This is a genomic window from Pandoraea sputorum, assembly GCF_000814845.2.
Taxonomy (GTDB): Bacteria; Pseudomonadota; Gammaproteobacteria; order Burkholderiales; family Burkholderiaceae; genus Pandoraea; species Pandoraea sputorum.
The window spans coordinates 1,111,816-1,124,447 of record NZ_CP010431.2; the positions used below are offsets into that span (position 1 = coordinate 1,111,816).

Annotated in this window: 12 protein-coding genes; 8 read left to right on the forward strand and 4 right to left on the reverse strand. The window is 64.7% G+C overall.

From position 1 onward, the window contains the following. Positions 1-87: 87 nt before the first annotated feature. Positions 88-705 carry a hypothetical protein gene (locus NA29_RS05100; RefSeq protein WP_039396410.1) on the forward strand — a complete coding sequence of 206 codons (618 nt, stop codon included), beginning with the start codon at positions 88-90 and terminating at the stop codon, positions 703-705. A 37-nt stretch (positions 706-742) separates the two neighbouring features. On the opposite strand, the gene NA29_RS05105 is transcribed toward NA29_RS05100, so the two are convergent. The 3 genes from NA29_RS05105 to NA29_RS05115 all read right to left on the reverse strand — a co-directional run bounded on the left by NA29_RS05105 (position 743) and on the right by NA29_RS05115 (position 3,407). Beyond that, positions 743-1,027, reverse strand: coding sequence for a XapX domain-containing protein (locus NA29_RS05105; protein WP_039396413.1), 285 nt, complete (start codon positions 1,025-1,027; stop codon positions 743-745). Next, on the reverse strand, positions 1,024-1,437 hold the full coding sequence (locus tag NA29_RS05110; RefSeq protein ID WP_052252536.1) for a DoxX family protein: 414 nt from the start codon (positions 1,435-1,437) through the stop codon (positions 1,024-1,026). Before NA29_RS05110 ends, NA29_RS05105 begins: the two co-directional genes overlap by 4 nt. A 116-nt stretch (positions 1,438-1,553) precedes the next feature. After that, positions 1,554-3,407, reverse strand: coding sequence for an amidohydrolase (locus NA29_RS05115; protein WP_039402408.1), 1,854 nt, complete (start codon positions 3,405-3,407; stop codon positions 1,554-1,556). 293 nt (positions 3,408-3,700) lie between these two features. Here NA29_RS05115 and NA29_RS05120 point away from each other — a divergent pair, with 293 nt between their 5' ends. Beyond that, the gene (locus NA29_RS05120; RefSeq protein WP_052252537.1) at positions 3,701-4,381 is read left to right on the forward strand and encodes a response regulator transcription factor; all 681 of its coding nucleotides are present in this window, start codon (positions 3,701-3,703) and stop codon (positions 4,379-4,381) included. Between the two features lie 77 nt (positions 4,382-4,458). Here NA29_RS05120 and NA29_RS05125 read toward each other — a convergent pair whose 3' ends face one another. Further along, on the reverse strand, positions 4,459-4,845 hold the full coding sequence (locus NA29_RS05125) for a hypothetical protein (RefSeq protein ID WP_095178411.1): 387 nt from the start codon (positions 4,843-4,845) through the stop codon (positions 4,459-4,461). 335 nt (positions 4,846-5,180) lie between these two features. Between NA29_RS05125 and NA29_RS05130 the strand changes: the two genes are divergently transcribed. The 6 genes from NA29_RS05130 to NA29_RS05155 all read left to right on the forward strand — a co-directional run bounded on the left by NA29_RS05130 (position 5,181) and on the right by NA29_RS05155 (position 12,624). Beyond that, positions 5,181-6,866, forward strand: coding sequence for a ShlB/FhaC/HecB family hemolysin secretion/activation protein (locus NA29_RS05130; RefSeq protein WP_039396419.1), 1,686 nt, complete (start codon positions 5,181-5,183; stop codon positions 6,864-6,866). A gap of 88 nt (positions 6,867-6,954) precedes the next feature. Beyond that, a complete protein-coding gene (locus NA29_RS05135; protein ID WP_039396421.1) occupies positions 6,955-8,727 on the forward strand; it encodes a DUF2341 domain-containing protein in 1,773 nt (590 codons plus the stop codon). A gap of 12 nt (positions 8,728-8,739) precedes the next feature. Beyond that, the gene (locus NA29_RS05140) at positions 8,740-9,150 is read left to right on the forward strand and encodes an ExbD/TolR family protein (RefSeq protein WP_039396424.1); all 411 of its coding nucleotides are present in this window, start codon (positions 8,740-8,742) and stop codon (positions 9,148-9,150) included. A gap of 10 nt (positions 9,151-9,160) precedes the next feature. After that, the gene (locus NA29_RS05145) at positions 9,161-9,901 is read left to right on the forward strand and encodes an energy transducer TonB family protein (protein WP_072633205.1); all 741 of its coding nucleotides are present in this window, start codon (positions 9,161-9,163) and stop codon (positions 9,899-9,901) included. Between the two features lie 80 nt (positions 9,902-9,981). Then, positions 9,982-11,790 carry a putative porin gene (locus NA29_RS05150; protein ID WP_084104163.1) on the forward strand — a complete coding sequence of 603 codons (1,809 nt, stop codon included), beginning with the start codon at positions 9,982-9,984 and terminating at the stop codon, positions 11,788-11,790. 9 nt (positions 11,791-11,799) lie between these two features. Further along, a complete protein-coding gene (locus NA29_RS05155; RefSeq protein ID WP_052252538.1) occupies positions 11,800-12,624 on the forward strand; it encodes a hypothetical protein in 825 nt (274 codons plus the stop codon). Positions 12,625-12,632 lie beyond the last annotated feature (8 nt).

The following is a 12,632-nucleotide window of genomic DNA, read 5'->3' on the forward strand; positions in this document are numbered from 1 at the left end:
TGAACTGGTAGCTGAGCGTTGCTATCGCAAAGTTCGTCGACAAGGCGCTGTCAGGATGCGGTCTTCATTCACCGATGGAGATCGAACATGACACTCTTTCAAGCGATGATGGGTCATGCCGCGTCGACGCCCTTGCAGCCGATGACCTCGCAGCCCACGCCGCCGCTCCTGTCGAATCCGCGCGACCGGTTTTCTGTGGATATCCGAACGGTCCACCTCCGACACGCCGGGAGCTGCCACATCGCCAGGGCGGCAGCGGCGACACAGGCTCACCCTGGCGGCGCACATCGAAGACTGCCGATCCTGTCTGCCAGACATCTCTCGCCATTCGGAGCGTCGGAGCCTGCGGCCGACTTCGCATTCTTTCGTGAGCCCTTAAAGCGAAATCCCGCGCTGATCGGAAAGTGGGGGGCGGCAGCGCAGGCAGGCAGTCAGTCCGAAGCGTGGTCGCAATTCCTGGGCGATGTGAGTGACCGGTTCTTCAAAGGCAGCCGGAAGCAGCGAGTGATGGACGCGTTAGTGCTCAGCCTCGACATCCTGCCCGCGAATCGCCGTGCCGACGCATTGGCTTGCCTGTTGGAGGACGGCAGTGAAGGGCTTGCGGCGGCAGAGGAGTTCTGGAAGTACGTCGGGATGGAAAGGATCCCCGATGCCGACAAACCTCGCGTCGCCGAGCTTCTGCGCAAGCACGACGTGGGCCTTTAAACGGCAGGCGGTAAATCGCGGGCTGTGACACCGCGACTTAGACCGGCGGTGGTGTATCGGACGCGGAGCCTTCCTTGGCCGTCTTCGCCACCGGCCCCGGCAGCCCCGTGATCTTCGGCACGCATTCGCGATGGAACCACACGAGGTTGACCGGCTCGCCTGCGAGCAGACGCTTGACCGGCGGTACGACCTGCTCGCCGATCAGCATGCCGAGCAGGCCGATGAGCGCCACCGCGGGCGGTGCCGGTGAACGAACGCCCAGACCGCCGTAGATAATGCCGACGAGAATGCCCACGGCAAGCGAAACGAGATAGAGCTTCATGATTGACTCCGCGCGGCGCGCGTTCTGAGGTCGTACCACGCCACGGCAATAAAGCCGCCGACGAGTCCGAGGTGTTCGAAGAAACTATTGGCGAGCATCGTGCGGGCGTCCGGCGGGGCGGACCAGAAGCGATTGGCCAGGAACGTGGCGGCCAGCGTAAATGCCGCCAGCGCCAACGCACCCAGCCATCGCCCCTTGCCCGTCAGGATCATCAGCGACGCGCCGATTTCCAGCACGATGACTGCAACCGCCATCGGCGCCGCCGGGGACAGCCCGAAGTGCTGCATCTCGGCGATGGCGCCGGAGAAGTCCAGTGCCTTGTCGATGCCGCCTTGCAGATAGGCGCTGCACAGCAGCAACAGCGCAAGCCAGTAAGCCCAGCCCGGCAGCAAAGACGTCTCGCGTGCCATTGACGAGGAAGGATCGGACGACGGCAGCATCGTAGTCATGACGGACCTCAACAGTGAGTGGAGGACAAAAGCGGACAGTAGCGGGCAGTAGAGGACAGTAGGCGAAAGAAGCGAAATCAGAACGCCCAGCACGAACAGCCGAGCGCGCCCCAGAACCCGCTCTCATCCGACGCGGGCACGTTCGACGACCAAGCTTTCGCGTGCGCATGACCGTGCACGCCGCACGACGTCGCACACGCGCAACTCACGCTCAAGTTAAGCACATTAGGCTGTCGCGGCTGATACCCCACGCCGTGTCGCGCGGGCGACCAGTCGGGCATCGCCGGCGGTAGTGCCGGTGCATAGCTACCGAAGTCGCCGTCACCATAAACGACCTTGCCGCCCAGCATCGTGAGTACCGACGTGATGTCCTGAATCTCGTCTTCCGGCACGCTGAAGTAGTCCTCCGAGAGTACGGCCAGATCGGCGAGCTGCCCGACCTTGATCTGCCCCTTCTTGCCGACTTCGGACGAGAACCATGTGTTCGCTTCCGTCCACAGACGCAGCGCTTCGTCGCGGTCGAGCAGACTGCCCGGCGCCGCCATGCGCAGCCCGCCAACGGTCTTGCCCGTCACAAGCCAGTACAGCGAGACCCACGGGTTGTACGACGCGACGCGCGTCGCGTCCGTACCCGCCCCGACCTTCACGCCGCGCTCGAGCATGCGACGCACCGGCGGTGTCGCCTCGGCAGCCTTCGCACCGTAGCGCTCCACGAAGTACTCGCCCTGATACGCCATGCGGTGCTGTACGGCAATGCCGCCGCCGAGTGCCGCAATGCGGTCGATGTTGCGGTCGCTGATCGTCTCGGCGTGATCGAAGAACCAATGCAAGCCGTCGAACGGGATGTCCTTCGCGACCTTCTCGTAGACGTCGAGTGCGCGCGAGATCGTCTCGTCGTACGTGGCGTGCAGACGCCACGGCCAGCGGTTCTCCGCGAGCAATCGCACCACCGGTTCGAGATCGCTTTCCATCGACGGTGCCATTTCCGGCCGTTCGACGCGAAAGTCCTCGAAGTCGGCTGCCGTGTACACGAGCATTTCGCCAGCGCCATTGTGACGATAAAGATCGTCGCCTTGCCCCGGGCTGACCTGCTTGACCCACTGGCTGAAGTCGGCGAGCTCGGCCTTCGGCTTCTGCGTGAACAGGTTGTACGCGAGGCGCACCGTCAACTGCCCTTCGCGGTGCAGTTCTTCGATGATGCTGTAGTCCTCGGGGTAATTCTGGAAGCCGCCGCCTGCGTCGATAACGCCTGTCACGCCAAGCCGGTTCACCTCGCGCATGAAATGGCGCGTCGAGTTCTTTTGGTACTCCGGCGGAAGCTTCGGCCCCTTGGCGAGCGTCGCGTAAAGAATGGTGGCGTTCGGCTTGGCGAGCAGCAGGCCGGTCGGATTGCCCGACGCGTCACGCACGATTTCGCCACCCGGCGGATTCGGCGTGTCCTTCGTGTAGCCGACGGTGCGCAGCGCCGCAGCGTTCAGGATCGCGCGGTCGTACAAATGCAGGATGAACACCGGCGTGTCGGGCGCGACGGCGTTGAGCTCGTCGATGGTCGGCAAGCGCTTCTCTGCGAACTGATGTTCGGTGAAGCCACCGACGACGCGCACCCATTGCGGCGCGGGCGTGCGCTCGACCTGCGCCTTGAGCATGCGCATGGCGTCCGCGAGCGAACGCACACCGTCCCAGCGAAGCTCCATGTTGTAGTTCAGGCCACCGCGAATGATATGCATGTGGCTATCGATCAGCCCCGGAATCACACGTCGGCCCTTGAGGTCGATCACCTGCGTGGCGTTGTCGGCCAGACGCATGATGTCCTCGCGTGTGCCTACGGCGGTGAACGTGCCGCCAGTGAGCGCGACGGCGTCCGCCTGCGGGTTCGCACGGTCGAGCGTGGTGAACTTGCCATTGACCAGAATGAGGTCGGGATTTGACATGGGAGGCTCCGGTGGGAAGTCGGCGGACGTTTGCTGCCGCTCGTGGACGCCACCGGCACGGCCCGGAAGGCCGCCGAAGTGCCACGAACGACGGTCCATGAGCGTATGCCGACTCCCGTCGCCTCACTATCGTCTTTTCGTATTAGCGCCCGAACCCCGCGTCGGGCGGGGCACTGGCACAGACGACCCGCCATCAAATCGAAAAACCGCATGCACGTTCGTGCTTTTTTGAGGTTTTGAACGTCGCATGACTGACGTATACTCAGACTCACTGAATCAATACATCGACCTGCATGAACGCGCTTCCGGACAGCGACATCGCGACCGTCTATGTTGTGGCCCACGACCTGGCGGAGATCGACTCGCTAAGTGGACAACTGATCGACGCCGGTCTGCGTGTGCACGGGTTTAGCAGCGCGGCATCGTTTCTCGCCAGCGAGCGCAGTGCCGGACCGGCGTGTGTTTTGCTGGACGCCGATCTCGACGCGCCCGGCGGCGGCCTCGTGCTTCAGGACGCCCTCACCGACTTGCAGGACCCGATTCCCGTGGTGCTCATCACGGACCGCGCCGACGTGACGACCAGCGTGCGCGGCATGAAAGCGGGCGCGGTCGATTACCTGACCCAGCCGATGCCGGAGGGCGTGTTGCTGAGCGCCGTGGGCGCGGCACTGGCGCTCGACCGGCAGCGTCTCGGACGTGAGCGGGCGAGCACCGACGTGATCGAGCGCGCACAACGACTCTCGCAACGGGAGCGCGAAGTCATGGCGCTCGTGGCGGCAGGGCGGATGAACAAGCACATTGCCGACGAACTCGGCATCAGCGAAGTCACGGTCAAGATCCATCGCGGAAATGCGATGCGCAAGATGGAAGCCCGCTCGTTTGCCGATCTGGTCATCATGGCGCACAAACTGGGCATGACGTCGCCCGCGCTGTATCACGGCGGGATCGGACGGCACCGGCGAGAGCTGGCCTGACGTTCACCGACATCCACCGACAATGCGCCACCCACATCGGGTGGCGCTTTTTTGTGTCTGCGCAGCGGCTCATCGGCTCAGCGGCCGGGCGCCACGATGGGCGCTGACGGTGGCGGCGCGCTCGGGCGCTGCGGCGTGGCCGAGTTGCCGAAGTTGTTTCCCATGCGCTGAGACGTCGCGCTCCAGTTGAACTGTCCGCCGATCTGATTGCCCGGTTTGTTGGCGATTTCTTCCGACGCCAGTCCTGGCGCGCGGCCCGATCCCGGCACCGAGGCCGGCTGCAACTGATTCGTCAGACAGTCGTAGGACGGCGAACGCTGTCCGTTCACCTCGACATCCACGCAGCCCGCCCGAGATCCCGCTGCGGTGCCACCGACGCGCGGGGCATCATCAGCCGCTGCGGCGAGCTGCGACGCCGCGCTCAGCAACACCGTTGCTGCGACTGTCGCGGCGAGTTTGCCCATCCGATCTCTCATCTGACCCCCAACGTCTGTGCCACTGCGCTGCCTCGTCATCGCACGTCTCCGCGTCAAAAATATTAGTCATCCGTCAGGACTCCGACCGAACAAGCATACGTCAGCCTGCGCGTTTTCCGAGAAAGATGAATTTCTCGTGACAAACGTTAGTTGCCGGTCGGCTCGCCCGTCTAGGTATCCGTATTCGAGAGAAATGTCGACACGGATTGCGTGCGGCCGGGCGAGCCCTGAGGCGTCAGGAAAGCGTCTTGGGTAAGCGCCAGGCCACCGGGGGCACTGCATCGGGCAGGGCCGCGTCGACCTAACAAGTCAGAGTCTTCTATATGCGTTTGATGAAAACGAACCGGCCGTGGCTGCGCTGGGCGGCAGTGTGCGCAGCCACGTTGGGGGGAACTGTTCATGGCGTTGCGATTGCTCAGCAAACCGAAGCAGCACAGCCGGATCCATCGCCTGCGGTAGCGCCGCAGGCAGGCGCACCGGCAGCAGACGGCGCGAAGGAGAAATCCGCCGACGCGCAAAAGCAAGTGAACATCAACGAGTACATCGTGCGCGGTAACACCGTGCTCGACATCCGCACCATCGAGAAGGCTGTCACGCCTTATCTCGGGCCTAACCGCACGCTTGCCGACATCGAAGCCGCGCGCGACGCATTGCTCGCTGCCTATCAGGCCAGGGGCTATCAGTCGGTGTACGTCGACCTGCCTGAGCAGCAGGTCACGGGCGGCATCGTCTATCTCAAGGTGAGCGAGACCAAGCTGGGACGTCTGCGCGTGGTCGGCTCGGAATATCACTCGCCGCGCGAAGTGCGCGAGCGTGTGCCGTCGCTGGCCGAGGGCAAGGTGCCTGACTTCAACGCCGCGCAGGCGGAACTCACGGCGCTGAACCGCACCGGCGAGCAGCAGGTCGTGCCGCTGGTGAAGCAGGGCGCAATGCCCGGCACGATGGACGTCGACCTCAAGGTGGAAGACACCAACCCGTGGCGCGCCAGCTTCAGCCTGAACAACGACCGCAGCGCCGACACGAAGCCGCTGCGCATGCTCGCCTCGCTCGGCTACGACAACTTGTGGCAAATGGGCCACCGTGTGTCGATGAGCTTCTTCGGCGCTCCGCAGGATTTCAAGCAGAGCAAGGTCTGGTCGGGTTCGTACGTCGCGCCGCTGGGCTCGTCGCCCTGGTCGCTCGAACTCAACGGCTATCAGTCGGACAGCAATGTCGCCACGACCGGCGGCACCACGGTACTCGGCAAGGGCCATGCGATCGGCCTGAAGACCACGTACACGGTGCCGGACACGGGCAGCTGGTATCACGCGTTCAGCCTGGGCGTGGACTTCAAGGACAACACGGAAACCACGCGCTTCGGTACTGCGGGCGACGTAGTGCCGCTCAAATACGCCCCCATCACGCTGGGTTACAGCGGTTTCTATCAGAACGAGAGCTTTCAAGCCGGTCTGAACACGTCGATCACGACCGGCATGTCGAGCTTCCTCGGCTATGGCAGCAGCCCGGCGCAGTTCGACGCGAAGCGCTACAAGGCGTCGCCGAGCTTCACGGTGCTGCGCGCCGATGCGAACGGCACGTACACGATGGGCGGCGGATGGCAGCTGGCCGCACGCGTGGCCACGCAGATGACCGACTCGCCGCTGGTCTCAAACGAACAGATCGCCGGTGGCGGCATGAACTCGGTGCGCGGTTACCTCTCGGCGGAAGCCACGGGCGATTACGGCGTGGTCGGCTCGATCGAATGGCGTACGCCGCCGATCCCGTTGCTCGCCCCGGTCGTCTCGAACTGGCGCGCGTACGCGTTCTTCGACGGTGCGCGTCTGGGCTTGCGCGATGCGCTGCCGGAGCAGACCTCGACGTATTCGCTGGCGTCGCTCGGTGTGGGCACGTCGCTGCGCCTCACGTCCCACGTGACGGGCCGCTTCGATGCCGCGTGGCCGCTGACGAACGGCCCGCGTACCGAACGCTACCAACCGCGCTTCAACTTCAGCGTGACGGCGACTTACTGATCGACGAAATCAACCCAACGACATTTACGACCTGATGCCTGGTGCGCTCACTCGAAGCGTCAGGCGGCATACACGGAGAACTACAGCCATGCGACGCATTCTTCCATTCCTGCTTGCGCTGATCGGCACGCTGATGCCGGTGCTCGCGCACGCCTGGTGGCAACCGGATTGGGCGTACCGCAAGCCGATCACCATCGACGCCGGCCCGCAAGGCGGCAACATCACGGGCGACGCCGGTCGTGTGCCGATGCTGCTGCGCCTGCACACCGGTAACTTCAGCTTCGAAGGCGTGAACGAGACCGGCGCGGACCTGCGCTTCGTCGCTGCCGACGACAAGACCGTGCTCAATCATCAGATCGAGCAATTCGATCCGGTGCTGGGCATCGCCCTCGTTTGGGTGGACGTGCCCGCGGTGACCGCTGCCAACAAGCAGCAAATCTGGATGTACTACGGCAACCGCAAGGCCCCGGCGGCCGGTAACGGTCAGCGCGTGTTCGACCCGGATTACACGGCGGTCTATCACTTCGGCGAGCCGAACGTGCCCGCCCGCGACACGACCGCTTACGGCAACAACAGTCAGAACCCGGTCGTCACGCTCGACGGCGCGATCATCGGTCGCGGCATCCAGGCGGGCGCTTCGCCGCTCGTACTGCCTGCGTCGCCGTCGCTGTCCGTCGCGGCTGGCAGCAACTTCTCGTTCTCGGCATGGGTGCGTCCGGAAAAACTCGGCGCGAACGAAGGGATTTACACGCGTCGCGATGGCGGCAGCGATCTGCTCGTGGGTGTCGATCAGGGCGTGCCGTTCGTGCAGGTGGGAGGGCAGCGTAGCCAGCCGGGCCAGCCGATTCAGGCCGGTCAGTGGTCGCACCTCGCGGTGACGAGCGACGGCAAGACGGTGACGCTGTACGTTGCCGGTCACGCGGCCGGTTCGGTCGCCGCAGCGCTGCCCGCGCTGAATTCGCCGACGATCATCGGTGGCGACGCCGATGGCGTGGCGGGTGGTCTGGCCCGCTTCTCGGGGGCCGTGGACGAAGTGCGTCTGTCGAAGGTGGCGCGTCCTGCTGCACTGATTCAGACGGACGCTGTCTCGCAAGGTGCCGAATCGCGTCTGATCGCCTTCGGTCCGGACGAACAGCAAGCGGGCAAGAGCCACTTCGCGTTCATCCTCGCGGCCATGCCGGTCGACGCCTGGGTGGTCGTCGTCTTGCTCGGCCTGATGGCGCTGGTGTCGTGGGTCATCATGATCACGAAGAGCCGCAGCTACAGCGCAAAGACGCGCGCCAACACCGTGTTCATGGAGCACTTTCGCCAGGCGTCGGGCGCGCCGCTCGATCAGATCGCGCGCACCCACCGCGTGCCTGAGGACGTGCGCGAACAATCGCCGCTGTGGCGCCTGTACGAAGTTGCGCTCGACGAACTGCACCGCCGCCACGAGCTCGGCTACGACACGAGCGCTGTCTCCGACGCGACCATCAGCGCCATTCGCGCGTCGATGGACGGCGTGATGGTGCGTGAAGTCGAAACGATGAGCAAGCGCATGAACTGGCTCTCGACCTCGATCGAAGGCGCGCCGTACGTGGGTCTGTTCGGTACCGTGATCGGGATCATGCTGGTGTTCGTCGTGGCGGCCATGGCCGGTGCGGTGGACATCAACTCGGTGGCCCCGGGCATGGCCGCAGCACTGCTGTGTACGGCGGCCGGTCTCGGCGTCGCTATCCCTGCACTGTTCGGCTACAACTGGCTGGTCTCGCGCTCGGACGCGCTGGCGGCCGACATGGCGGTATTCGTCGACGAGTTCACGACGCGCCTCGCGGAAGAGCAGGGCGAAGGCCGCCGTCAACCCGTGCTGCAGCGCGCGTGACGGGGACGAATCATGGCTAACGCAACGCGATTCGCTGCGAAGAAGCGCGCGGGTGGCATCAACATCACGCCGTTCGTCGACGTGCTGCTGGTGGTGCTGGTGATCTTCATTCTCACGAGTAACGCCAGCATTCCCGGCATCAAGGTCGATCTGCCGAAGGCGAGCTCTTCGGTGGCGCTGGAGAAGCCGAAGACCAAGGCCATCACGGTCGACAACTCGGGGCAGGTGTTTCTCGATGCCTATCCCGTGACGCTCAACGAGCTTGAGGATCGCTTGCGCACGGAAAAGGCAGTCACGCCCGACTTCCCTGTGATCGTGCGCGGCGACGCGCAGGTGCAGTACGCCAAGGTCGTGGAAGTGCTCGACCTGTTGCGTCGCATCGATCTCAATCAGGTCGGCCTCGTGACCGGCAAGCCGCAGTAAGGAGCGCAGCGTGAAACCTCGCGATTTCGCGTCTCGCCCCCCGCGCGGCCCGCTCCCCTCGGTTAAGTCGACGACTTCCAGCCCGGCGCTCGCGCTTTTGCGGCGTCGGGGCGGGCTGATCGTCGGTGCCGTCGTGGTCATCGGTCTGGCGGCGCTCTTCTGGCACCTGCTCACCGACAAGGCCAGCATGCGCCGCGAGGTCAACAGCCCGCCGATGCTCATGCTGCCTCCGCCGCCACCCCCGCCGCCGCCGCAGGAGAAGCCGCCTGAGCCAACGCCGGAGAAGGTCAAGCCGGAGGTCGTCGAGCCCAAGCCCGCCGATCCGGTCGAGCCGCCCAAGGACGACACGCCGCCCAGCCCGACCAAGGATCTGGGCGACGCCGTGACGATCAATGGCGACGCGCAGGCTGGCACCGATGCCTTCGGCATTGGCGCAGGCAGCGGCGGCGGCATGACCGGCGGTGGCGGTGGTCTGGGCAGCCGTTCGTACAGCGCCTGGCTCGCCAGCTCGTTGCAACAGGCGTTCGGTCGCGATCAGCGCACCCGCACGCTCGCGTTCGACGACGTTCGCATCGATCTCTGGCTCGACGCCGACGGTCGTGCAACGCGTGTGCAACTGGTGCGCGGCACGGGCAGTTCGACCATCGACGAAGCGGTGCTCGCCATGCTGCGCGACTTCCGTGCGGAAGAGAAGCCGCCTGCGTCGTTGCGCTATCCGCTGGCCATGAGCATTCGGGGACGTCGCCCATGACCGACATCACAAGCCACACCGTGCAAGCGGCCGACCGGGCTGAAGCAGACCATCCTTTTTACGCAAAAGTCACACACAAAATGAAAGCACTGGAACGTATGACTGACGGGGGCGCGCGCCGAGGGGCACCCCGTCGCGCCGCCGGTACGGCGGGCGCCGTCGCACTGGCGCTCGCCCTGCTGGGCACCGCGGGACTCGCGCAGGCGCAAGCCCAGGCCGCACCGCAAGACACCGCAATGGTCAAGCTCATTCGCGGCCTGATCAAGAGCGGCGCGATCGACAAGGCCACCGGCGAAGCGCTGCTCGCGCAGGCCGAGACCGAAGCGTATGCGGCGTCGCAAGCGGCGCAGAAGTCCGCCGCAGCCGCCCCGGCGGGCGCTGCCGTGGCAGGTGCCGTAGCCGGTGCCGGTTTTGCCGCCGAGCCTGGCGACGTGCGCATTCCGTACATCTCCCAGACCACGCGCGACCAGATTCGCGACGAGGTGAAGAACGAAGTCATGGCGCAAGCCAAGTCCGAAGGCTGGGCCGCCCCGAACGAAACGCCGGAGTGGACCAAGCGCATTCACATCGAGGGCGACTTCCGTCTGCGTAACGAATCGCGCTTCTACTCCAGCAGCAACACGAACACGCAGATCGACTGGGCGCAGATCAACAAGGGCAATGGCTTCGACGTCAACTCGAACACCAACCTCGCGCTCCCGCCGCTGCTCAACACCACGCAGAACCGCACCAATCAGTTCCGTGCGCGCGCACGCTTCGGCATCTTCGCCGACGTGTCCGAGCAGGTGAAGGCCGGTGTGCGTCTGGCGAGCAGCAACGACGACAGCCCGGTCTCCACCAACAGCACGCTGGGCGGTGGTCTGAACAAGAAGAGCGTCTGGCTCGATCAGATGTGGATGTCGTACCAGCCGTTCACATGGATGAAGGTGACAGGCGGTCGCTTCGCACCCCCGTACGTCACGAGCGACATGCTGTTCTCGAGCGACCTGAACATCGACGGCATCGCCGCACAGTTCAACAAGGCGCTGCCGACGAACCCGAACGTCGAACTGTTCGGCTCGCTGGGCTTCATCCCGCTGGAATACTCGGGCGACAACTCGCCGTCGAACAGCCAGAGCAAGATGTCGAGTCAGACGAAGTGGATGCTCGGCACGCAGTTCGGCGCGAACTGGAAGCTCGACTCGAAGAACAGCTTCCGTGGCACGGTCGGCTACTTCGACTTCCGCAACATTACGGGGCAGCTGTCGTCGCCGTGTGCGCTGTACGCGGGTCAGACGAGCTGCGATTCGGACTGGTCGCGCCCGGCGTTCATGCAAAAGGGCAACACGCTCATGCTGCTGCGTAACATCGCGCTCAATCCGCTCGATCCGGCCAACACCGCGCAGCCGCAGTACGTCGGCTACGCCTCGAAGTTCCAGTTGCTCGATCTGTCGGCGCGCTGGGATACGGTGCTCGCAGGTCGCTACCCGCTGCGCTTCGACGTGAATTACATCCGCAACCTGGCCTACAACGAGGGCGAGATGTGGGCGCGCTCGAACGGCGGCATCGTGAACAACTTCGCGGCGGGCTCAGCCACGCGCGCGAACTTCAAGAGCGGTCCGAACGCGTACATGTTCCAGGCGACCTTCGGTAAGCCGGTCATGGCTGCGCGCGGCGACTGGAACGTGCTGTTCGGCTACAAGCGTATCGAGCCGGATGCTGTGCCCGATGCATACAACGATTCGACGTTCCACGGTGGCGGTACGAACGCGAAGGGGTACTACCTGGGCGGTTCGTACGCATTCGACAAGAACGCCTGGATCACGGGCCGCTGGTTGTCGACGAAGGAAGTCTACGGTCAGCCGTTGTCGATCGACACGCTGCAAATCGAAGTCAACGCGCGATTCTAAGGAGGTGTCATGAGCCAACAGCCCCCGCGCGCGGTGTCGCGTCTGACCTCGGGCGCCAAGGTCACGGCAGCGGCGATGCTGCTCGCCGTGAGCTCGGCCGCGCTGGCGCAGACGCCGCAGGGCGCGCCGACGATGGAAGAGCGTCTGCGCACGCAACTGCGCACGACGACCGAGCAGCTTCAGCAGGCGAAGAACGAACTCGCGGCGCTCAAGGCCGGTGGTGCTACCGCTGGTGCATCGGGTAGTGCGGCTAGTGCAGGTAATGCGGGCAAGGCCAGCAAGGATTCGCCCGAAGCACTGCGCAAGCAACTGGACGACGCGCAGCAGCAGTTGACGGCGGAGCGTCAGTCGCGTGAGCGTCTGGCGCAGGACGCCCGCGCCTCGCAGTCGGAGGTGAAGACGATTGCCGACAAGGCCAACACGCAGATCTCGCAGTATCGCAACGCGTACGACGAACTGCTCAGGCTCGCGCGTCAGGCCGATGCACAGCGCAAGCAGCTTGCCGAGGAGACTGCCGCACAACGGGCCGCGCTCAAGCTTGCGCAAGAGAAAAACGATCGTCTGTATGCCGTCGGTCAGGAAATCCTGACGGCCTACGAGACGATGGATGTGGCGACGATTGTGGCGGCACGCCAGCCGTTCGCAGCGCAGGCACGCGTGAAGTACGAGCAGATCGCCCAGCAGTACGGGGACAAGCTCTACGAGGGCAAGTTCGACGAACAGCAGGCGATGGCTGCCGCGTCGGCCAAACCGGCACCGCAAGCAGAGCAGGCAGCACAGCCCGCCCCGTCGGCTCCGGCTGACGCAGTATCAGATATCAAAAACGGACGTTGAGGACCGAG

Excerpts from the sequence above, each read along its gene's own strand:
- NA29_RS05100 (WP_039396410.1), top strand. The coding sequence starts at position 88 with ATGACACTCTTTCAAGCGATGATGGGTCATGCCGCGTCGACGCCCTTG.
- NA29_RS05105 (WP_039396413.1), bottom strand. The coding sequence starts at position 1,027 with ATGAAGCTCTATCTCGTTTCGCTTGCCGTGGGCATTCTCGTCGGCATT.
- NA29_RS05110 (WP_052252536.1), bottom strand. The coding sequence starts at position 1,437 with ATGGCACGCGAGACGTCTTTGCTGCCGGGCTGGGCTTACTGGCTTGCG.
- NA29_RS05115 (WP_039402408.1), bottom strand. The coding sequence starts at position 3,407 with ATGTCAAATCCCGACCTCATTCTGGTCAATGGCAAGTTCACCACGCTC.
- NA29_RS05120 (WP_052252537.1), top strand. The coding sequence starts at position 3,701 with ATGAACGCGCTTCCGGACAGCGACATCGCGACCGTCTATGTTGTGGCC.
- NA29_RS05125 (WP_095178411.1), bottom strand. The coding sequence starts at position 4,845 with ATGGGCAAACTCGCCGCGACAGTCGCAGCAACGGTGTTGCTGAGCGCG.
- NA29_RS05130 (WP_039396419.1), top strand. The coding sequence starts at position 5,181 with ATGCGTTTGATGAAAACGAACCGGCCGTGGCTGCGCTGGGCGGCAGTG.
- NA29_RS05135 (WP_039396421.1), top strand. The coding sequence starts at position 6,955 with ATGCGACGCATTCTTCCATTCCTGCTTGCGCTGATCGGCACGCTGATG.
- NA29_RS05140 (WP_039396424.1), top strand. The coding sequence starts at position 8,740 with ATGGCTAACGCAACGCGATTCGCTGCGAAGAAGCGCGCGGGTGGCATC.
- NA29_RS05150 (WP_084104163.1), top strand. The coding sequence starts at position 9,982 with ATGAAAGCACTGGAACGTATGACTGACGGGGGCGCGCGCCGAGGGGCA.
- NA29_RS05155 (WP_052252538.1), top strand. The coding sequence starts at position 11,800 with ATGAGCCAACAGCCCCCGCGCGCGGTGTCGCGTCTGACCTCGGGCGCC.